This is a genomic window from Corynebacterium callunae DSM 20147, assembly GCF_000344785.1.
GTDB lineage: Bacteria > Actinomycetota > Actinomycetes > Mycobacteriales > Mycobacteriaceae > Corynebacterium > Corynebacterium callunae.
In genome coordinates, this window is sequence record NC_020506.1 from 2,085,305 (window position 1) to 2,107,279 (window position 21,975).

Annotated in this window: 19 protein-coding genes; 10 read left to right on the forward strand and 9 right to left on the reverse strand. The window is 51.6% G+C overall.

Annotated elements, in window-relative coordinates; translation table 11 throughout:
• The first annotated feature begins 198 nt into the window (after positions 1-198).
• Both malQ and H924_RS09780 read left to right on the forward strand, forming a co-directional pair.
• Positions 199-2,346: a 4-alpha-glucanotransferase gene (malQ, locus tag H924_RS09775; protein ID WP_015651803.1), complete on the forward strand. Its 2,148-nt coding sequence runs from the start codon at positions 199-201 to the stop codon at positions 2,344-2,346.
• Between the two features lie 165 nt (positions 2,347-2,511).
• Complete coding sequence (locus H924_RS09780; protein WP_015651804.1) at positions 2,512-4,377, forward strand: ABC transporter ATP-binding protein; 1,866 nt, start codon at positions 2,512-2,514, stop codon at positions 4,375-4,377.
• Positions 4,378-4,435: 58 nt separating this feature from the next.
• Here the strand turns inward: H924_RS09780 and H924_RS14195 are convergent, their stop codons facing one another.
• The 3 genes from H924_RS14195 to H924_RS09795 are packed head-to-tail and all read right to left on the reverse strand — an operon-like array spanning position 4,436 to position 6,854.
• Positions 4,436-4,576, reverse strand: coding sequence for a hypothetical protein (locus H924_RS14195; RefSeq protein WP_015651805.1), 141 nt, complete (start codon positions 4,574-4,576; stop codon positions 4,436-4,438).
• A gap of 6 nt (positions 4,577-4,582) precedes the next feature.
• Positions 4,583-4,792, reverse strand: coding sequence for a hypothetical protein (locus H924_RS09790; protein WP_015651806.1), 210 nt, complete (start codon positions 4,790-4,792; stop codon positions 4,583-4,585).
• A gap of 25 nt (positions 4,793-4,817) precedes the next feature.
• Positions 4,818-6,854: a M3 family metallopeptidase gene (locus tag H924_RS09795; protein WP_015651807.1), complete on the reverse strand. Its 2,037-nt coding sequence runs from the start codon at positions 6,852-6,854 to the stop codon at positions 4,818-4,820.
• 32 nt (positions 6,855-6,886) lie between these two features.
• Here H924_RS09795 and H924_RS09800 point away from each other — a divergent pair, with 32 nt between their 5' ends.
• From H924_RS09800 to H924_RS09810, 3 genes are all read left to right on the forward strand, one after another.
• Positions 6,887-8,065, forward strand: a complete 1,179-nt coding sequence (locus H924_RS09800; protein WP_015651808.1) for an alpha/beta fold hydrolase — start codon at positions 6,887-6,889, stop codon at positions 8,063-8,065.
• Positions 8,066-8,130: 65 nt separating this feature from the next.
• Complete coding sequence (gene treS, locus H924_RS09805; protein WP_029703660.1) at positions 8,131-9,927, forward strand: maltose alpha-D-glucosyltransferase; 1,797 nt, start codon at positions 8,131-8,133, stop codon at positions 9,925-9,927.
• A 3-nt stretch (positions 9,928-9,930) separates the two neighbouring features.
• The gene (locus H924_RS09810; RefSeq protein WP_015651810.1) at positions 9,931-11,028 is read left to right on the forward strand and encodes a phosphotransferase; all 1,098 of its coding nucleotides are present in this window, start codon (positions 9,931-9,933) and stop codon (positions 11,026-11,028) included.
• Between the two features lie 3 nt (positions 11,029-11,031).
• Here H924_RS09810 and idi read toward each other — a convergent pair whose 3' ends face one another.
• The 4 genes from idi to H924_RS09830 form a co-directional block, all read right to left on the reverse strand.
• On the reverse strand, positions 11,032-11,598 hold the full coding sequence (idi, locus tag H924_RS09815; RefSeq protein WP_015651811.1) for an isopentenyl-diphosphate Delta-isomerase: 567 nt from the start codon (positions 11,596-11,598) through the stop codon (positions 11,032-11,034).
• A 27-nt stretch (positions 11,599-11,625) separates the two neighbouring features.
• Positions 11,626-13,290, reverse strand: a complete 1,665-nt coding sequence (locus H924_RS09820; RefSeq protein ID WP_015651812.1) for a hypothetical protein — start codon at positions 13,288-13,290, stop codon at positions 11,626-11,628.
• The gene (locus H924_RS09825) at positions 13,287-13,856 is read right to left on the reverse strand and encodes a DUF3558 domain-containing protein (RefSeq protein WP_029703662.1); all 570 of its coding nucleotides are present in this window, start codon (positions 13,854-13,856) and stop codon (positions 13,287-13,289) included. Before H924_RS09825 ends, H924_RS09820 begins: the two co-directional genes overlap by 4 nt.
• A gap of 100 nt (positions 13,857-13,956) precedes the next feature.
• Positions 13,957-14,481: a hypothetical protein gene (locus tag H924_RS09830; protein ID WP_015651814.1), complete on the reverse strand. Its 525-nt coding sequence runs from the start codon at positions 14,479-14,481 to the stop codon at positions 13,957-13,959.
• A gap of 53 nt (positions 14,482-14,534) precedes the next feature.
• Here H924_RS09830 and H924_RS09835 point away from each other — a divergent pair, with 53 nt between their 5' ends.
• From H924_RS09835 to H924_RS09845, 3 genes are read left to right on the forward strand one after another with little or no spacing between them, the layout of a single operon-like run.
• Entirely contained in the window at positions 14,535-15,641 is a 1,107-nt protein-coding gene (locus H924_RS09835) for a MalY/PatB family protein (protein ID WP_015651815.1), read from the forward strand.
• Entirely contained in the window at positions 15,642-16,931 is a 1,290-nt protein-coding gene (gene brnQ / locus H924_RS09840) for a branched-chain amino acid transport system II carrier protein (RefSeq protein WP_015651816.1), read from the forward strand.
• Positions 16,932-16,942: 11 nt separating this feature from the next.
• A complete protein-coding gene (locus H924_RS09845; protein ID WP_015651817.1) occupies positions 16,943-17,923 on the forward strand; it encodes an LLM class flavin-dependent oxidoreductase in 981 nt (326 codons plus the stop codon).
• 30 nt (positions 17,924-17,953) lie between these two features.
• On the opposite strand, the gene H924_RS09850 is transcribed toward H924_RS09845, so the two are convergent.
• Both H924_RS09850 and H924_RS09855 read right to left on the reverse strand, forming a co-directional pair.
• Positions 17,954-18,472 carry a hypothetical protein gene (locus H924_RS09850; protein ID WP_015651818.1) on the reverse strand — a complete coding sequence of 173 codons (519 nt, stop codon included), beginning with the start codon at positions 18,470-18,472 and terminating at the stop codon, positions 17,954-17,956.
• Positions 18,473-18,483: 11 nt separating this feature from the next.
• The gene (locus H924_RS09855; RefSeq protein WP_029703668.1) at positions 18,484-19,419 is read right to left on the reverse strand and encodes an AEC family transporter; all 936 of its coding nucleotides are present in this window, start codon (positions 19,417-19,419) and stop codon (positions 18,484-18,486) included.
• Positions 19,420-19,525: 106 nt separating this feature from the next.
• On the opposite strand from H924_RS09855, the gene H924_RS09860 reads away from it, so the two are divergent.
• Together H924_RS09860 and H924_RS09865 are read left to right on the forward strand one after the other, a co-directional pair.
• Positions 19,526-21,028 (forward strand): ABC transporter substrate-binding protein, encoded by a 1,503-nt coding sequence (locus tag H924_RS09860; protein WP_029703670.1) that lies wholly within the window; start codon positions 19,526-19,528, stop codon positions 21,026-21,028.
• Positions 21,025-21,966, forward strand: a complete 942-nt coding sequence (locus H924_RS09865) for an ABC transporter permease (protein WP_015651821.1) — start codon at positions 21,025-21,027, stop codon at positions 21,964-21,966. The genes H924_RS09860 and H924_RS09865 overlap by 4 nt, the downstream gene beginning before the upstream one ends.
• Positions 21,967-21,975 lie beyond the last annotated feature (9 nt).

A 21,975-nucleotide genomic window follows, 5' to 3' on the forward strand; every position in this document is an offset into this window, starting at 1 on the left:
TCTCAGCAATGTGCATGCGAATGCAAAAAGTGCCCTAGTACTGAAATAATCTCGCACTCGTCGCTTTGTACACAGATCTCGCTTAGCTGCATTTATGCTGTGTCACTGCCATGTTTTGCAGTACAGCACTACCCTCATTTTCACCCATAATGCAGGATTAGGTGTCAGCGAGCGATATTAGTGGCATGATATTGACTTGTGACTGCACGAGGACCTTTGAATGAATTGGCCGTCCTATACGGCGTATCCACTTCCTACACCGATTACAAGGGCGCACATGTAGAGGTCAGCGACGACACTCTAGTGAAGATCCTCCGCGCCTTAAAGGTGGATCTTGGTGCCCCAGAGACCACCGACCCTAGCGATGAGGTACTCAACCAAGCCATTGCGCGCTTCCACGACCGCGAGTTCTCTCGCCCTTTGCCACCTTGTGTGGTGGCAATCCAAGGCACTGAAGTAACTTTCCCAGTCCATGTGCATGACGGTGCTCCCGCAGCCGTTCATATCACCTTGGAAGATGGCAGCACCCGCGAGACTTTCCAGGTAGAAAACTGGACGCCACCCCGCGAGATCGACGGCATTACCTGGGGCGAAGCCTCCTTTAAGATCCCAGCTGATCTGCCCTTGGGCTGGCACCAGCTTCACCTCACCTCTGATGAGTTGGAATATAGCTGTGGTTTGATCATCACCCCGGCGCGCCTGTCTACTGCTGATAAGTATCTGCAATCACCTCGTACCGGTGTGATGGCCCAGATTTACTCCGTGCGCTCTACCCTGTCCTGGAGCATGGGCGACTTTAATGACCTGGGCAAGCTGGCCAGTGTGGTGGCCCAAGACGGCGCTGACTTCCTGCTGATTAACCCCATGCACGCAGCTGAGCCACTGCCACCAACCGAAGATTCTCCTTATTTGCCAACTACTCGTCGCTTTATCAATCCGATTTATCTGCGTGTAGAAGATGTTCCAGAGTTCAATCAGCTTGATATTGAACTTCGTGATGATGTTGCCGAGCTGGCTGAGGAATTCCGAGAGCGCAATCTAAGCGCTGAGATCATCGAGCGTAATGATGTTTATTCCGCCAAACTGCAGGTTTTGCATGCTATTTATGATCTCCCCCGCACTGCTGAGCGGGAAGCATCCTTTGTGGACTTTGTGCAGCGCGAAGGACAAGGGCTCATTGACTTTGCAACCTGGTGTGCAGACCGTGAAATTGAGCAATCTGCCTCCGCCCATGCAGAATTGCCAGATCGCGATGAACTAACCATGTTCTATATGTGGTTGCAGTGGCTGTGTGATGAGCAGCTGGCCGAAGCTCAAAAACGCGCCCTTGATGCCGGTATGTCCATCGGTATCATGGCTGACTTGGCAGTTGGTGTGCACCCAGGTGGCGCCGATGCCCACAACTTGGAATATGTGCTGGCTCCTGATGCTTCCGTCGGAGCTCCACCAGATGGCTATAACCAACAGGGCCAGGACTGGTCTCAGCCACCGTGGCACCCAGTTCGTTTGGCAGAGGAAGGCTATATTCCTTGGCGTAACCTGCTGCGTACCGTATTGCGTCACTCCGGTGGCATCCGCGTAGATCACGTCCTCGGCTTGTTCCGCCTCTTTGTTATGCCTCGTATGCAGTCGCCTGCAACCGGTACCTATATCAAGTTCGACCATGAAGCTTTGGTTGGCATCCTGGCGCTTGAGGCAGAGTTGGCAGATGCGGTGGTTATTGGTGAGGATCTTGGCACCTTTGAGCCTTGGGTTCAGGATGCTTTGGCGCAGCGCGGCATTATGGGCACCTCAATCCTGTGGTTTGAGCATTCTCCAACCCAGCCTGGGCCACGCCTGCAAAGTGAATACCGTCCGCTCGCATTGAGCTCGGTCACCACCCACGATCTACCTCCAACTGCGGGATACTTGGCTGCGGAGCATATTGAGTTGCGTGAAAAGCTGGGCGTTCTCAGCACCGATCCAGAGGTTGAAGCAGCCGAGGATCTGCAGTGGCAGGCTGAAATTCTTGATGCTGCGGTAGCGGCTGGTGCCTTGGCTCCAAGTGCTCAAGAAGATGGCAGTTACGTGGGTCTCCCTCGTGAACAGCGCGGAAGCCTGCCAGAGCTCATGGCTGGTTTGCATGCTTTTGTTGCTGGTACACCGTCCGCACTGACCTGTGTATCCCTGGTGGATATGGTTGGCGATAAGCGCGCGCAGAATCAACCAGGCACTACTCGCGATCTCTACCCCAACTGGTGTATCCCACTCTGCGATAACGACGGCGAGCCAGTAAGTATTGAGGCACTTCGGGATAACGAGCTTTATCACACCGTGGCCGAGGCAGCCCGCCGCCCACAACAGTAGAAACTCCGCCTCATTTGCACTAACCAGCTGGGATTTAAGTTCTGCATGATGCAGAACTTAAATCCCAGCTTCTTTCTTAGGCTCACATAGCTTGTGGGCACTACATTTGTAGTGAACAATAAGCTTTTCTTTAACCGCCCACTTTTGTCTAGAAGGCCACCACCCATGCGACTTCTCGGTCGAATTCTTAAAACCACGTCTGCCCTTTGGCCCTATTATCTCGGAATTATTCTGGTCTCAATTGTGGTAGCTGGGCTATCACTTATTTCACCGTTTATTCTCCGCGAAGCTACCAACTCCATTGTTTCCGCGACAACCGGTGAATCTTCTATTGATACCGTTACTCGCACCATCATTTTCTTAGCCCTGGGGCTTTTTGCTGCCAGCTTGCTCAACACACTTATGAGCAATATCGGTGGCTATTTTGGTGATGTGATGGCATCGCGTATGCGCCAGATCTTGGCCACGCGTTATTACGCCAAATTGCTGGCGTTGCCGCAGAAATACTTTGATAATCAGGTCACGGGCACCATCATCGCCCGCCTTGATCGCTCCATTAATGGCATCACGCAGTTTATGCAGAGCTTCTCCAATAACTTCTTCCCCATGCTCATCACCATGGTGGCAGTACTGATTATTTCCGCGTTTTATTATTGGCCACTAGCTATTTTGTTGGCTGCGCTCTTCCCTATTTATATGTGGTTGACCGCGCTGACTTCCAAGCGCTGGCAAGTTTTTGAGGCCGATAAGAACAAAGAGATTGATATAGCCAATGGTCGCTTTGCCGAGGTTGTCGGCCAGGTCAAGGTTGTAAAGTCCTTTGTTGCAGAAACTCGGGAGCTCTCTGATTTTGGTGGACGTTACGGCCGTACCGTAGCTATTACTCGCCCGCAGTCCAATTGGTGGCACCGCATGGATACCTTGCGTGGTGCTGCACTAAATATCATCTTCCTGGCCATCCACCTGCTCATTTTTTATCGCACTCTGCATGGTTATTTCACCATTGGCGATATGGTGATGCTTATTCAGCTTGTCACCATGGCACAACAGCCTGTTTATATGATGAGCTACATTGTCGACGCCGCCCAACGCGCCATCGCTGGTTCCCGCGATTATTTCGAAGTTATGGCCCAGCCTGTTGAGCCCACCGCCAACAAGGAGCTCGTCGCAGCCACCGAAACCAGCGACACCCCACAGCTCAGCCCAGTCAACCCGGTACCACTTCCTGCCGGGGAACCCGCCTTACTTTTCGACGACGTGACTTTCGCTTATGAAGAGGGCAAGCCCGTTATTTCCAATGTCACGATCAGTGCCCGTCACGGTGAAAAGATCGCGCTGGTTGGTGAATCAGGTGGCGGTAAGTCCACACTGGTGAACCTGCTATTAGGTCTTTATAAGCCTAATTCCGGCAACCTTGCGGTTTGTGGTCAAGATGTTAGGGAGCTTACTTCGGAGCAGCTGCGTGCTTCGGTCGGTGTCGTCTTCCAGGACGCTAGCCTCTTTTCTGGAACCATCGCAGAAAATATTGCTTATGGTCGCCCCGGCGCTTCAAAAGAAGACATCATCAGGGTAGCTAAAAAGGCCAATGCTCACGAGTTTATTGCCAACTTCCCCGAGGGTTATGACACCATCGTCGGTGAGCGTGGTTTGAAGCTTTCTGGTGGCCAAAAGCAACGAGTGGCAGTCGCCCGCGCCATGCTCAAAGATGCACCCCTGCTTGTCCTGGATGAGGCCACCTCTGCGCTTGATACCAAGTCCGAGCGAGCTGTCCAAGCAGGTCTAGAGCAGCTTATGGAAAACCGCACCACCTTAATGATCGCCCACCGCCTGTCCACCATTGCAGGTGTGGACACCATTGTCACCATCAAGGACGGCAAGGTTGATGAGATCGGTTCACCAGCAGAGCTAGCTGCATCAGGCGGTATTTACGCCGAGCTCTTGCGCCTAACCAACTCTACTGCTGAGGCAGACCGCGAGCGCCTGCGTGCCTTTGGTTTTACTGGTGATGCACCCGTTGAGGAAGAAATCTAAAAAGCGCATAAAAATTCCGCCTCACTTGAAATCTCTCCAAGTGAGGCGGAATTTCTTTTTAGAACAAGGACACCAACCATGCGACAACCACAATGATCAACAAGACAACAAGTGCCTGAGTCACACGGGATTGTGGGTATTTACGCTTGCGCTTGGGAAGTTCTTGATCGCGTTTGCGGAGCTCTTCTGGATTAGCCATAAGACGTCAGTTTTCCTTTCGGGAAGCAATAGGTTGCTGTGGCTGTTCGCGGTGAAAGATCCGCAGTGCAGCAGCACCAGCGAGATCGATCACTCTTAACAAGGGAACTGCCAAAAGTGCGCAGACCAGCACTGATGCCATGATTACCAGTGGTGATTGGATCCACAGCGGGGCTGTCGTAAGGTGCTGTGTAATCCAGTCGAGGAATGCGGTCATGGCTGTTTAGCTTACACGCCGGGTATTAGATAGCCCCAGCCAAACCACGACGTCGCAACAATGGGTCAAGGTCTTTGCTCCGGCCGCGCAAGTTTTCAAAGGCTATGGAGTAATCAGTTGATGCACCCTTGGAAAGCACCAATTCCCTAAACCTGGCACCTGCCTGACGCGCAGCTTCCGCAGATTCCGCAGTACCTGCGGCGCCAGTTTCCACGAACCAATCAAAGCCATCGGCATCCAAGGCTTCAGCCCACAAATAAGAGTAATAACCTGCGGAGTAACCACCGGCAAAAATGTGGTTGAAGTAGGTGGAGCGATAACGCGGAGCTACCTTCTCCACATCCAGACCAGCTGCTGCCAAGGCATCTGCTTCAAATTGCTCGATGTCATTAACTGCTGCGGCTTCGGAAGCGCTGAGGCTATGCCAAGCCAAGTCAATGATGGAGGCTGCCAGATATTCAGCGGTGGCAAAACCTTGACCAAATTGCTTGGCTGTTTCAATAGCTTGCAACATGGAATCAGGGATCACGGCGCCGGTGTCCACATGGCGGGCATAGTTACGCACCACCGCTGGATCAAAAGCCCAGTTTTCATTGATCTGGGAAGGGAATTCTACATAGTCACGTGGTACGGAAGTTCCGGAGAAACTTGGGTAACGCACCTGGGAAAGCAAGCCGTGTAGGCCGTGCCCAAACTCATGGAAGATGGTGGTTACTTCATCAAGGCTCAACAATGCTTGGCCGGACGTGGGCTTATTAATACCCATGACGTTGACTACTACTGGCTTGGTACCCAGTAGTTCTGATTGATCAACAAAGCTCGACATCCAAGCACCACCGCGCTTGGAGGGACGTCCATGATAATCAGTCAAAATCAGACCAATTCCAGAACCATCAGAGTCCTTGACCTCCCACACATCAACACCTTCGGCATAGCCGCGCAAATCTGGACGAGCTTCCACAGTGATACCATAGAGGCGATTAGCGGCAAAGAAAACGCCATCTTCCAGCACCTGGTTCAGTGGGAAATATTGACGCAGCTGAGCCTCGTCAAGGGCATAGTCACGCTCGCGAACCTTGGTTTCCCAGAAGCTCCAGTCCGCAGCATCTACCTTTTGGCCATGGGATTCTGCTTCCTCGGCAGAAAGCTTGTACTCGGCTTTGGCATTTGCAGAGGCAGCAGGTGCGAGATCATAAAGCAGGGCGCGAACTGCTGCGACATCATCGGCGGTTTCTTCCTCGATGACATAATCAGCGTGAGTATCATAGCCCAAAAGCGCAGCGCGTTCTGCACGCAGGCGCACGGTCTCCAAAAGCACGTCCTTATTGGACAAAGCACCACGTTTTTGGGAAGCCTCATAAAGCTTGGCACGAGATCCAGGCGAGCTTAAAACAGCTTGTTCAGCCTGCACGGTGGGTAATTCCAAAGGAACCACATAACCTGCCGCACCGGTCTCCCGGGCGTAATCGGCAGCGGCAGAAATACGCGCCGGGCTAAATCCTGCTAATTCTTCCTCGGAAAAGTTAACGGCTAGTTCGCGGGTGTCTTTAAGGAGGTTGCGGCCAAATTCCTCAGACAGCGCCGAAAGGCGCTGGTTGATTTCAGAAAGCTGGGCCTTTCCGGCGGCGTTGAGTGCTGCCCCGCGGCGTCGAAAAGCTCTTTTGGTATGTGCTAAAAGGCGCTGAGATTCTTCATCTTCCGGCGCGCTCACTGCTTCCACGCGAGCAAAAAGTTCAGCATTATGGAAAATAGCGTCAGAATGCGCGGAGAGCTTTGGCGCAATTTCCTGGGCAATTTCATCCATCTCAGGGGAAGAATCGGTGCCCTGCAGGTTGAAAAAGACGGCCGCCACACGGTTAAGGGCCTGACCTGCACGTTCTAGGGCCTCAATGGTGTTTTCCCAGGTTACAGGCTCAGGATTAGCAGCAATGCCAGCGATCTCGGCATCGTGCTCGGCAAGTGCGATTTCAAAGGCGGGTAGAAAATCCGCGGTGGAAATATTGGCAAAATCGGGGAGCTGATAGGGCAGGTTACTTGGCTTTAGTAGATGATCAACAGTCATAAGGCTCGATCCTAGTTGCTAAGGTTTTGTCCATGTCTGTCACCTCAGTCACCATTACCTGCCCGGCAGGTCAAATTACCGGCGAGCCTCACTACTTTCGCTCCATTCCCTATGCCAGCGCGCAGCCTTTTGCGGACGCTCAAAAGCTGCCACCCCGTGACATCGACGCACGTGGCACAGTGCAGGGTTTGCAGCTCTCGGTTGCTACCCCGGAGGCGCGTTTTGGCGCTGATTTGCCGGTTATCGTTTATATCCACGGTGGCGGATATGACAGTGGTAGCCGTTTTGAACCCCGCACCGCACCGGAATTTATGGTCTCGCAGGGGTTTGTGGTGGTCGCGGTGGATTATCGGCTGAGCCTGGAGGGTTTTGTTCGCTTCCACGATGATGAACCGCACCGTTATCGCGGCATCGATGATTGTGTGCTCGCGTTGGAGTGGGTGCAAAAAAACATTGAGTTTTTCGGCGGCGATCCCACCAATGTCACCTTGATCGGCCAGTCCGCGGGCGCTGGTATTGCGCTCTGGCTTACTCGCCTTGACCACTATAAAGGCGCTTTTCGACGCGTGGTTGCGCTCTCCCCCAGCTTCCCGCGCCAGCCATTTCAGGCCCGAAAGGGTGCTTTGCGACGCAGCCTCGGAAAACCAGTCACTCGCAAAGCATTAGCTGCCTTGGATCCCGCAAAACTAGCAAAGAGTTATGGGCGATTTAAGCGACGCTTTTTTAATGATCTGCCCTTAGGGCCTTTTCCTTATGACCCCAATGAATTAGCCGATATTGACCTCATCATTTCCTCTACCCGCGATGAAATGTATCACCACGAGCTGGGGCAAAAACTAGATCAGCGTGGTGTTGGTACCAAACTCATTGCTCGCTTATTGGGTATTAAAAATGTCAATGATTACCTCAAAGCTGCGCGCACTATTGATTCCCGGGTGGTGGGTCGAACCATTGGTGATGCCATGATCAGAAAATATGTCGCGCAGACAGAAAAAGGCTGGTGGATTGAGTTCCCCGGGAGACATTGTGAAGACCTCACCTTAATCTTCCAACAAGATTCACAGGCACATCACATTATTGCTGATTTTGCGCGCGCTAAAAAGCCCACCTGGCCACTTTATGAACCCACAAAACGCCAAGCATTATCGCTGGTAGATGGCCACGCCAAGGTGGTGAGCGATCCACTGAAGATGGTGCGCCTGGCTTTTTAAGACAATGTGGGTGTTCTTTTGCTGCTCGCCTGCAAAGCTGCTGCGATATCTCTATTGTGGCTTTTATGACTGACACCTCACCGCTCGGTTCAGAGCTAATCCCCGAGTCCTCTGTCCGCCCTGTGATTGATGCCGAAGGTTATATTGTCGAGCATGAATCCGAGGAGTATCCCTCACCCACGCCCGCTCCCGGTGAGCAACCGTGGGAAAAGAGCCAAAGGGAATGGTACAAAGAGGCAGTCTTTTATGAGGTGCTGGTTCGCGCCTTTTATGACCCAGAAGGCAATGGATCAGGTTCTCTCAAGGGCTTGACCGAAAAGCTGGATTACATCCAATGGCTGGGTGTGGATTGTATTTGGATCCCACCTTTTTATGATTCCCCGCTGCGCGATGGTGGATATGACATCCGCAATTTCCGTGAGATCCTGCCTGAATTTGGCACGGTCGAAGACTTTGTGGAGCTTGTTGATCAAGCCCACCGCCGTGGACTGCGTGTTATCACCGACCTCGTCATGAACCACACCTCCGATGAGCACCCCTGGTTCCAGGAATCACGCCGCGATCCAGAAGGTCCATATGGAGATTTTTATGTTTGGGGCGATGATCCCAACCTCTATAGCGAAGCGCGCATTATCTTCATCGATACTGAGGATTCCAACTGGACCTATGATCCAGTGCGCAAGCAGTACTACTGGCACCGCTTCTTCTCCCACCAGCCAGACCTCAACTATGACAATCCTCAAGTCCAAGAAGCCATGCTGGATGTTTTGCGCTTCTGGTTGGATCTGGGTCTTGATGGATTCCGTCTGGATGCTGTCCCCTATCTCTTTGAGCGCGAGGGCACCAATGGTGAAAACCTCAAGGAAACCCATGACTTCCTAAAGAAGTGTCGCGCAGTTGTAGAAGCTGAATATCCTGGCCGAATTCTGCTGGCTGAGGCTAATCAGTGGCCACAGGATGTAGTTGAATACTTCGGTGAAAAAGAAAAGGGCGATGAGTGCCATATGGCATTCCACTTCCCTTTGATGCCACGTATCTTCATGGGTGCCCGCCAAGGATCCCGCACCCCTATTAGTGAGATCCTGGCCAACACCCCAGATATTCCTAAGACTGCACAATGGGGCATCTTCTTGCGCAATCACGATGAGCTCACCCTCGAAATGGTTTCCGATGATGAGCGCGCCTATATGTATTCCCAATTTGCTGTTGAACCACGTATGCGCGCCAATGTAGGCATTCGCCGTCGCCTTAATCCTTTGTTGGAAGGTGACCGCAACCAGTTAGAACTCCTGCACGGCTTGTTGCTTTCGCTGCCTGGTTCACCAGTGCTGTACTACGGCGATGAAATTGGCATGGGCGATAACATCTGGCTGCCTGACCGCGATGGTGTGCGCACTCCAATGCAGTGGTCCAGCGACCGCAATGGTGGATTCTCCAAGGCTGATCCTGAGCGTCTGTACCTGCCAGCCATCCAAAACGATCAATACGGCTACGCCCAGATGAATGTGGAAAGCCAGCTTAAGCGTGAGAATTCCCTACTGCGCTGGATCCGCAACCAGATTATGATCCGCAAGCAATATCCAGCCTTTGGTGCAGGTACCTACCGTGAGGTGGATTCCACCAATGATGCGGTATTGACCTTCCTGCGTGAACACCGGGGCCAAACCCTGTTGTGTGTTAACAATATGTCCAAGCACCCACAGGCTGTCTCGCTTGATCTGCGCGAATTTGCTGGACGCACCCCTCGTGAAGTTTCTGGTGGTCAGCTCTTCCCCACCATTGCTGAGCGGGAATGGGTTGTTACTCTGGCTCCACACGGTTTCTTTTGGTTTGATCTTTCCGAACACGATCAGGAGGACTAACACATGAGTATTGGTCAGCACATCATCAATGAGCGCTTTTATGGCGCTAAATCCCAGACCATCAACAATGTGGAAATTGTTGCCGCTGAGCCGATTGGTGAAAACACCCTTGCTATCGCACGCATCAATAGCACGCTCTACCAGCTCCTGGTCAATGTTGATGGCAAAGATGTGCTGCTCAATCATGTTGCTGAAGTAGGGCCTGGATTGGGCGAATGGGTTTCAAATTCGCCCTTCCCTACAGGTCCTTTTAGGGCGCTCAGCGGTGAACAATCCAATAGCTCCTTTATCACCACTGGTGAAGAGTCTGTGATTGTAAAATATTTCCGCAAATTGGAACCAGGACGCAATCCTGATGTGGAATTATTGTCCAAGATTCCCAACTGCCCCAATATCGCGCCAGTGCTGGGATTTTCCGAAGTGCTGCTGGGAAATTCTCGTTATACCCTGGTCATGGCGCAGCAATTTATCCCCGGTAAAGATGGATGGGCTCATGCGCTATCCACTACTGCAGATAGTTTTGGTGCGGATGCAGACCTCATCGGCCAGGCCACTCGCAATGTACATACTGCCCTGGCTGAAGCCTTCCCCACCGCAGTTGTCCCGGCGAGCGACATTGCACAGGGGCTTATCAACCGCTTGGAGTCTTTGATCTTCCAAGCTCCCGAGCTTGCACGTTTTAAAGAAGCAGCCACTGCGGTTTATCGCGGGCTCAGCCAAGATGTGCATATTCAAAGGATTCACGGAGATCTGCACCTAGGCCAAATGCTCAAGACCGATGACCGCTATATTCTCATCGATTTTGAGGGCGAGCCAGCTCGGCCTTTGGAAGAGCGCAAATTGCCCGACTCTCCGCTGCGCGATCTTGCTGGTGTGATTCGTTCAATCGATTATGCGGCACATTTTGATGGTGGCGCACATCAGAGCTGGGCTGATGAAGCAACTGCCATGTTCTTAGCTGGTTATGGCAGCATCGATGATCAAGAGCTGCTTAATGCCTATATTTTGGACAAAGCGCTTTATGAGGTTGCCTATGAAACAAATAACCGCCCCGATTGGGTTCATATCCCTCTCGAAGCGGTGCAGCGTGCTTTGAACTAAAGCCTAAACATCAAAAGCTTCCAAAATTGCCTGACGCAGCTCTGAATTGCTTAGCTGATCCACCATCCACGGTGAGAACGCAAAAGGAGCTGCATCCACGGCGTCGAAAAGCTTTTGGGGCTCAACCCACTCGAATTCCTCTACCTCGGCGGCAACCGGTTCCACGTGCTCGCCGATGGCGAGCCGAACCAGGTGGACCGGGCAAATTTCCCACTCCACGATGCCAGTCGCATCAACTGCGCGATATTGATAATCGCCGAGGATCTCCTCAATATCGAGGAAAGAATCCTCCTGCAAGTTCAATTCCTGCTGGCCACGGCGACGAATGGCATCCGCATTGGTTTCATCCGGAGCAGGATGCCCACACATGGAGTTGGTCCACACGCCTGGCCAGGTCTTTTTACCCAAAGCGCGACGCGTGATCAGCAGTTCTCCACGCGGATTAAGAATATAAGTGGAAAACGCAAAGTGGAGCGGCGTGTTCGTGGTGTGCACGGTGTCCTTGGGTGCAGTTCCGATGGCATTGCCTTCAGAATCCGCAAGGACAACCAGTTCAACCTCAGTAGTCATGCCCTCCACCTTAGCTAACTTCCCGCGCTAACCCCGCACCCAGTCACCAATCACGCCCGGAATCACCGGCCCACGATCGCCCAAAAGCGCTGCAATATTTCGATCCTCCTCCACCGCGGAAGTCACCGATTTAACCTTGCCCGTATTCTTTTGCCCGCCGGCCGGTGCACCCATGGGCATCATCGGCATCATTGAACGACCCATGCTTTGCGACGCCTTAACGCCGCCCGTCCCCGGCGCGTTGAGTGCATTGCTGCCATGCGCGCTTGAACCAACAACCGGGCTGGTTTGTTTAGATTGCAGACGAGACTTGCCAGCCGTTCCGGTCGAACCACCCAAACCTGCACCACCCATCATCGGTGTCATTGCGCTGCCCAGCGCCGAAGCGCTTTGGGTTCGTGCTCCCATTCCGGATTCTGATTTAAGTGCAGAGCCTGCCGGATTCATCTTCCCCAATGATGTGGAATTACCAAGGGAATGCTTGCCGGTGCCACTTCCCACCATGCCAGCGCCGGGAATTGCACTCATACTATTTAGTGCGCTGCCTGCTGTTGAACCGCCACCTCCCAAACCTGCGTTAACAGAGGTTGCAGCTGGCAGGGTGCTTGTTGAGCCAAATCCTCCGGTCGAGGCTGCCGACGTTAAAGCATCCCCAATTTCTAGCCCTTCCACGTTTTCTGCCACGGTGCCAAAAGAACCGGCACCTACTTGGGAAGCTGCCCCCACAGCTTGTCCAATACTTTGCAGACCTGCAGGAGTGAGACCCGCAGCGCTCCAAGACTGCCCACTTCCGGAAATCTCATCCATGCCCAAAGCGATCTCATCTGCCGAACCATCTGCGTTAGTTATCTGCATGAGGTTATTTAGCGGTGGCATTCCGGACATAACGTCAGTTTGGAAAGTTGCGTGGAATGATGCCAAGAATGCTTGTTCAGCAGCTGCTCTTTCTATTGGATCCACAATTGCGCGAATGGATGCCGCTGCCATCATGACCTGTAAACGATGGCCAGTGTAAATGCGATTTAGAGTGCCAACAGAAGCCGCCATCACCCTGGCATTGGCAGCAAAGGTTGCCCCCGCGTTTGCTACCTCTGCAATATTTTTTGCCGCCTGCTCAAAGGTTTCACCAGAGTTTTCCTCCTGCAATTGACGAGCAATGCTGGTCAACGATGCAGAAACATCACTAATTGCCGACGCCATAGAATTCCAAGAACCCTGCGCCTCCAGAACCGCCCCCGAGTTGGTTCCGGAAAATTGGCTGCTCAACCTATCAATGGATCCTACCGGCCTTACAACCGGAGGATTAAAAACAAACGGCTCAAATCGCGGTGTTGGTCTTTGTGGAAAAAGTACTGATTCCTCAGCAACTCGCCCACCGGTATCTGCAATGTCCATCCCCCTGGCAAAAAGTTCATCCTGCCCAGACAAAGCATCAACCGAGGCATTAAGCGCAGCTCTTAGCCATTCGATTTGTTCTGCATATGAAGCAAGAACTACTTGCGATGATCCCACGCCAGAAGTAATTACTGCAGAATGACTAGATCCCAGTTGATCTAGACCAGAAACACTCGAGAATGAATTGAGCAAGTTTCCTCGAGAAGCTAGTTGTGAAGCTGAAATTGCTTCTTGTTGTTGTTCGACGAGTTTTCCAATAGCACTGCTTACACTTGATAAGTTGATCTTTAAGTTCATGAAGATCCCCCCGCTCCCAAGATCAATTCTTCCAAAATCCTCACCGCTTCCGGGCATAAGACATTCGGTTCCCATCCAGAACCTACTTCGTAGTAATCAACTACAAATCTGCCCCAGTCATAGTCAACTGCCGCTTCGCATTGACGGGCTTGCGACGACATTTCGTGGATATAGAGCCCAGGAATCCTTGATTGATTCCAGTCGACTGGATTCAGTCCGGATTCTTGTACCCTGTCACGATTAATTTGGTCTGTCGCAATTAAGAAGACACCTTTAAACTTGTCGAAATCATTTGGGGCAAAACTGCACCCCATTGCTCCAAACTGCATATCACTGGAGTTCGCAAGCTGTCTTCCCAACCCAAGGCTGGAAAAGCGCTCATCACTGAACACTTCACAAGGATCAAATTGGCTGGCAAAAATCCCTTCTGTTGCTGGTTCCACGGCTAATGTCCCCGATGTGCTTTGGCTTTCGGTAACTGTCACAGTCGTTGAAGAGCTCGCCCCCGAGACACAGCCAGAGAGCATTAACGCGGTCATGCATAGAAGTAACCAGGCCCGCCGCATAGAAAACCCCGAATCTTTGTAGTCGTAATGAATGCCTTGGAAAGGCACTCATTAGGGTTAGACTGCGAAAGATCCGGGGTGGTTCCCAAAAATTTAAAACTTATCCAAGATTGTTCAAATTGCCACTATAAATGACATTTCCGATCTTGAATTCTGCTGACCATAAAGAGCTATTCGACGTATTAAAAGCGTATTGCAAGTTGGTCGTTGCACCTGCTCCTAAAGGAAGGTCGAGGGTGATATTGTCATCGCCGGTCAACGGTTCAATATCTGTCTTGGAACCATCGGAATCTTCCAACTTCAAAGTGGGGGTGCCAAGTGCGTCGGCAGGCAGCGGAGCGTCGTTAAGGTTCTTAATGGCTACATAAATAATGGATCCACCGTTGGTTCCATAACCTGTGCCCTGAAAAATAACTTCTAAGTGCAGACCTGGATCTTCAACAACTTCCTCACCAGTTGGGGCAGTAATCGGATCAACTTCTTCTGCTTGAAAAACGGGAGTTGCCGAGGTAGTTACCTCGATAGATTCAGTCGGTGTTACTCCTGCTTGGGTGTCACCATTTTCGCCCGAACAGCCTGCAAGAAGTGCAACTGCAAGTAGCGCGGGAATCGTCCTCAACTTCACGTCGGGCTCCTTCTTAGTTATAGGTTCTTAAAAAGTTTACTAGCCTAGATGGTATGCGCTTTCCGGAACTCCAAGAACTTAAAAACCGCCAAACCTTAAAATGGACCCGTTATTCACCCGATGTCCTCCCCCTGTGGGTCGCTGAAAGTGATTTTGGAACCTGTCCTCCACTTAAAGAAGCCCTCGCAGATGCCGTGGAACGTGAGGTATTTGGTTATCCTCCAGATCACACCGGTCTCAATGATGCCCTTGCTGGATTTTATGAGCGCCGTTATGGGTACAAGCCACAACCAGAAAATATCTTTGCCATCCCCGATGTGGTCCGTGGACTCAAGCTCGCGATTGAGCACTTCACCAAGCCAGGTTCTGCAATCATCGTTCCGCTGCCTGCATACCCACCATTTATTGAGCTGCCTAAGATCACTGGCCGGCAAGCAATCTACATTGATGCCTTTAAGTACGATCTCAAAGACATTGAAGAGGCTTTTGCCGCTGGCGCAGGCTCCATCTTGTTCTGTAACCCTCACAACCCACTGGGCACGGTCTTTTCTGAGGACTTCATCATCAAGCTCACTGACTTAGCTGCAAAATATGATGCACGCGTCATTGTTGATGAAATCCACGCTCCTATGGTTCTTGATGGCGAGCATGTGGTTGCCGCAGGTGTCTCTGAAAACGCCGCCAACACCTGCATCACCATCACTGCAACTTCAAAGGCCTGGAATACTGCTGGTCTAAAATGCGCGCAGATCTTCTTTAGTAATGAGGAAGATGTAAAGGCCTGGCAGGGTCTTTCTGGAATCACCCGCGATGGCGTTTCTATTTTGGGTCTGATCGCAGCAGAGACTTGCTATAACAAGGGTGAGGAATTCCTGGATGAGGAATTGGAGATCCTGCGTTCAAATCGTGACTTTGCAGCAGCTGAACTAGAGAAGCTGGGAGTGAAGGTTTTTGCCCCTGCAGCCACTTATCTCATGTGGCTCGATTTCTCGGAAACCAAGATCGCTGCAGCGCCTTCGGAAATTTTAAGGGAGCAAGGTAAGGTCATGCTGAACGACGGCGCAGCATTTGGAGGTTTCAAATCCTGCGCCCGTCTTAATTTTGCATGTTCCCGAGAAACCCTTGAGGAGGGGCTGCGCCGAATCGCCAGCGTCCTATAAATGAAAAAAGCTGTTCTTATCACTTCTTTGATGCTCTTTTCCATGTTCTTCGGAGCTGGAAATCTCATCTTCCCACCGATGCTTGGTTTATCGGCAGGTACTAATTATCTGCCGGCAATCCTCGGCTTCTTGACCACCGGTGTACTCCTCCCAGTTTTGGGAATTATCGCAGTGGTGGTCTCGGGAGAAAATGTTAAGGACATGGCTGGCCGCGGTGGCAAAATCTTCGGAATCTTCTTCCCGATTGCTGCTTATCTCTCCATTGGTGCCTTCTACGCTCTACCCCGCACCGGAGCGGTGAGTTATGCCACGGCGGTCGGCGTCGATAATGCGTTTTATTCTGGTATTTTTAACTTCATTTTCTTTGCGGTTGCACTGGCATTGTCGTGGAATCCGAATGGCATTTCAGACAAGCTCGGCAAGTGGCTAACTCCACTGCTATTGCTTCTTATTGTGGTTTTAGTGGCTTTGTCCATGCTGAAACTGCATGGCACCCCGGGTGCTCCAAATGAGGTTTATGCAGCTCAGCCTGCTGGTGCTGGTCTGCTTGAGGGTTACATGACCATGGACACCATTGCGGCTTTGGCTTTTGGAATCGTGGTTATTTCTGCCTTTAAGTACCAGAAGGTACAAAAGGTACGCACTGCTACTGTGTTGTCTGCGTTTATTGCCGGTGGCCTCTTGGCTGCTGTTTATTTGGGCTTGGGTCAGATTGGTCAGGTTATTGAGGGTGATTTTGCCAATGGCACTGAGATTCTTAATACTGCTGCGCTAATCACCATGGGTGAGCCGGGCCGGATTATCTTTGTGGCCATCCTCATTTTGGCTTGTATGACCACTGCGGTTGGCCTGATTGGTGCCACCTCTGAATTCTTCAACTCTTTGCTGCCTGGCATTAACTACCACACCTGGGCTGTAATTTTTGCGCTGGTTTCCTTTGGCGTAGCAACCACTGGTTTGGAAACCGTACTGGCTATTGCAGCACCTGTTATTGGCTTTATTTATCCAGCAGCAATCACTTTGGTATTCCTCACCCTGATTGAGCCTTTGCTTTTCCGCTTTAAGTGGACTTTCTTGTTTGGCATCTGGGTTTCTGTGATTTGGGCACTGTTTATGACAGTTCCTGCCCTGACTCCTTATGTAGAGTGGGCACCATTGCACAGCATGTCGCTCGGTTGGATTGTCCCTGTTTTGCTGGCATCAGTTATCGGAATGGTGCTAGATGGGAAAAATGGGAACAAAAAGAGCAGCCCTCGGGTTGGAAAGAAAGCTACTGTAGCCGTTTCCTAAGGAGAATTTAGTTGTCTATCCCACTTTCACTCATTGACTTCGCCACCATTTTCGAAGGTGAAAGGCCTGGTGATAGCTTCAAACGCTCAGTGAAGACTGCTCAAAAAGCTGAAGAACTGGGCTTCAAGCGCATCTGGTATGCAGAGCACCACAATATGGAGCACATTTCCTCAGCTGCTCCAGCCGTGTTGATCTCTCATATCGGTGCGTATACCAACACCATTCGTCTTGGTGCCGGTGGCGTAATGCTGCCCAACCACTCCCCTTATGTCATTGCAGAACAATTTGGTACCTTGGCTGAGCTCTACCCAGATCGCATTGACCTGGGACTTGGACGCGCACCAGGTACTGATATGAACACCCTGCGTGCCCTGCGCCGCGATCCTCAAGCTGCGGAAACCTTCCCGCAGGATGTTGTGGAACTGCACTCCTACCTCGCGGGCCGTTCTCGTCTGCCAGGTGTTAATGCCATCCCAGGCAAGGGCACCAACGTTCCGCTCTACATTTTGGGTTCTTCTCTCTTTGGTGCACAGTTAGCTGCGCAGCTTGGTTTGCCTTATTCCTTTGCTTCGCACTTTGCTCCAATGCATTTGGAACATGCAGTTGAGACTTATCGTAAGACTTATCAGCCTTCTGAAGCTCACCCTGAGCCTTATGTTATTGCTGCTGTTAATGTCACCGCTGCGGATTCTCGTGAACTAGCTGAGGAGCATTTTGCCAAGGTTGCACGCAAGCGAGTGCGCAGTATGGCAGCCCGTGGCCGTCGGGTTACTGAGGAACAGCTTGATGCGCTGATGGAATCTCCTGCGGGTCGCCAGATCGTGGATATGTTGCGTTATACCGCCATCGGCACCGGCGCAGAGGTCAAGGAATATCTCGAGGGCTTCACCAAAACTGCGCAGGCAGATGAGCTGATGATCTCCTTGCAGTCCCCAGATACTGAGGCAACCTCTCGCAATATGGAGATTCTGGCCGAGGCCTGGATTTCCTAAAGCATCAGTTTTTCGTCGAAAAGCGGGTTTTTAAAGCCGCCCCAAACGGTCAACCTCAAGTGTGTGGTGAGTTTCTAGAAGGTGCTCAACCAATTCAAAAGGTTGAGGTGCAGCGCCCTCCGGAAAAGTCACCACATAAGGCTTGATGGAGGAAACTCCATCACTTTCCACGCGCTCGCTGATATACGAAGGCAAAAACGCCATAAACGAGTGCAGCGCATGGTCGGACCAAAGCTGCACCCGCGTCAAATCCGACACCGGGAAATGCACCCCGGAATGGACAATGTTGATGGAATCATCAACCACCAACACCGCTTTTCGACGGCGCACCCACACGGTAATCATCGATAACACCGCGGCTAAAACGCCGCAGGCCGGGGCTGCTGCAGCAATCGCATAAAGAGTGCGCCAGGTACCGGTGGCTTCATCCCAAGCCACAATAAAGTAAAACAAAAATGGCAAGCAGACCAGAACGAACAAGATGCAGATCATCATCGCTTTGGATGTCATCAGTGCGGGGATGCCGGTTCGAACTTTAACTGCTTTCATGAGGCTTAATGCTAACCTGCTCCACCAAGTATCAAGGAGATAGCCACCAATACTGGGAAAGAAATCAGCGTTGAGACCACCCCGGTATCACGCGCCATCACCTCCGCTGTCCTAAATCTCAAGGCGTAGGTATACACATTTTGAGCAGTTGGCAGCGCTCCCAAAATAGTGGCAGCTAATAATGCCGAGCCTTCCATTCCCAAAGACCACGCCATAGCAGCCGCGACCAATGGGTGAATGAAATTCTTAAAAGCCACCGCCATAAATACATCCCGGCGCGCCACTTGGCCCTTTTCCAGGATGCGGCTATGGGAAAGCGAAAGCCCAAACACTACCAAAGCAAGTGGCACAGATGCGTTGGCCAACATGGAAATTGGTTGTTCAATAACAACAGGCACGCTAAATGGGCTAAGGGAAATTGCAATGCCGGCAATCGCAGCCAGCACCATCGTATTTGTTAATGGGGTGACCACCAGGTTGCGCAGCAGATTGGTGGACTGCTTATTGGTCAGCAGATCCATCATCGTCATGGTGACCGGCGCATAAAAAGCCACCTGGAATAAGATCACCGGCACTACTACTGTGAAATCATCCAGAATATAGGCAGCCAGCGGAATACCCAGATTTCCGGCATTGGCATAAGACGCGGCCAGCATGCCAATTATCGATACCGCAGCGCTTCTTTTCATAAAGAACTTCATCACGCAGAAGAAGGCGAAACCCACCACCAGTGCAGACATCGCAATGACCACGAGGTTTAATGAGAAGATCTGGGAGACCTCCGCTTTGGTGACACGATCAAAAAGCAGCGCGGGGGTTGCCACATAATAAACAAAAAGCCCTAAGCTTCTTTGTGCATCTTTACCTAGGGTGCCACGCCGGCCCAGTACTACACCCACTCCAATAACGATGAAGACCACTGTGAAGCCCATTAGCACCTGTTGCATGCTCGTTATTGTGCCACCACGCAAAGGTGAGCAGTGAGCTGATGGACTACCCCAAGCACCGCGCTGCATTTAGTTTCCTCAGTCACACCGACTAACCTCAGTTCTCATGAAGCAAGCGAGACGCATTCTGTCTGCGTTGGCGCTGGCGAGCACCCTCGGGCTATCGCTTGGTGCCTGTTCAGCAGGATCAACCGCCTATCAACAGCCTCCCGCAGTAGATCAATCCGCCATTGTGGTGGCCACGACTTCAGCACCTGCATCCCTTGATTTCACCCAAACCGCCGGTGCTGCTATTCCGCAAGCCCTCATGTCCAATATCTATGAGGGCTTGGTGCGCATTGATTCCGCGGGCCAGATTCAGCCACAGCTAGCCACCTCCTGGGATATCTCAGCTGATCGCACTGTGTATACCTTCCAATTGCGTGAAGGGGTGAGCTTTTCCGATGGTTCGCCCTTTAATGCGGAATCTGCCAAGTTCTCGATTGATCGCGTAAAAACTGAATGGACCAATGGCTTAAAGGCTGGCATGGACGTGGTTTCAGCCACCGAAGTCATCGATGAGCACACCCTAAAAGTGACCTTATCCAGACCTTCAAATAAATGGTTGTGGAGCATGGGTACTGCCATTGGAGCCATGATGACACAGTCTGGCGTCGATAAGCTTGCCACTGACCCAATTGGTACCGGCCCTTATACGGTGACCCACTGGGCAGTAGGCCAGGCTTTGGGTTTTGAGGCGCGTGCTGATTATTGGGGCGAGCGCCCTGCCAACGATGCCGCCACCATTCGGTATTTTGGTGATGCCACGGCCACCACCAATGCACTGCAAAGCGGTGACGTTGATGTTATTTGGGCAATGCAAGCCCCTGAGCAGCTATCAATTTTGGATGACTATGCCGTTGAGGTTGGCACCACCAATGGTGAGTTATTGCTGTCTATGAATAACCAACGCGCACCTTTTGACGATGTACGGGTGCGCCAGGCTGTGATGTATGCAGTGGACCGCCAAGCAGTTATTGATACTGCACTCGAAGGTTATGGCACCGATACTGGTGGAGTTCCGGTCCCGCCGACCGATCCTTGGTATGAAAAATCTGAGCAGTACCCCTATGATCCAGCACAAGCCCGCGCACTTTTAGAAGAAGCTGGTGCCGTGGGAACCGAGATCACCATGTCTATTCCTTCCCTCCCCTACGCCCAAGCTGTCTCTGAGATCCTCTATTCGCAGCTGAAAGCCGTGGGCTTTGAGCCGCGCATTGAGTCCGCCGAATTTCCAGCTGTGTGGCTATCCAAAGTGTTGAAGCAAAAAGACTACGACATGTCGCTCATTGCCCATGTAGAACCACGTGATGTGCCAACTCTCTTTGCACCCGGTTATTATCTCGGTTTTGAGGATCCGGAAACTCAAGCTTTATTAGCTCAGGCCGATACCTCTGAGGATGAAACTGCCGTGATGCAATCTGCTGTTGATCGCATTATGGATCAAGCCGGTGCAGATACCTTGCTGAATGTGGCAAATATTGTGGTGATGGATAAAGACATCACCGGAGTAGACCCCAATGTGGTCTCTGGAGCCTTGAATCTAGCGACAATTGGAAGGGCAAAATGATCTCACATTTCTCCCGCACTGCCCTGCGCTATGTGCTCACCATGATCATTGCCAGCGTGTTGATCTTTTTGCTGATGCGCGTTGTGCCCGGTGATCCGGCAGCCATTGCACTTGGAGTTACCGCAACGCCCGAATCTTTAGCAGCCCTGCAGGCCAAACTTGGTACCGATCAACCCTTGATCAACCAATATTTCAGCTGGGTCTCCGGCATGCTCGGCGGCAATTTTGGTACTTCCTTAAGTTCCGGACAAGATATTTCACCACTAATTGTGGATCGCCTCATGGTCAGCTTGATCTTGGTGGGTTCCTCGATGGTCCTAAGCTTGATTATTGCTGTTCCAGTGGGAGTTTTTGCAGCTCGCCGCGGTGGAGCGTTTATCTCCGGGCTAAGCCAAATTGGCATTGCTATTCCAAGCTTCCTGGCCGGAATTGTGCTGATCTCCATTTTTTCCCTCGGCTTAGGCTGGGTGCCAGCCAATGGATGGATCCCGCCAAATGAGGATTTTGGTGGTTTTCTCTCCCGCCTTATTTTGCCGGTTTTGGCACTTGCTGCAGTTCAAGGCGCCATTCTTACCCGTTATGTACGCTCTGCGGTAGTGGATGTTTCAAGTGAAAACTACATGCGCACTGCACGTTCCAAGGGAATGTCCCAAACTCGGGCGCTGCGGGTACATGGCCTACGTAATGCCGCTTTGCCAGTTTTAACCGTGACCGGTCTACAGCTCACCACTCTGCTTATTGGCGCGGTGGTTATTGAAAAGGTATTTGTGATTCCCGGTATTGGATCCATGTTGCTTGATGCTGTATCCAATCGAGATCTCATCACCGTGCAATCAATTGTGATGATCCTGGTGGCTTTTACCTTGCTGGTTAACTTTATTGTTGATCTGCTTTATCAAGTGCTTGATCCTCGTATCAGCCTGCGGACCGAAAACTAAAGGGGCATA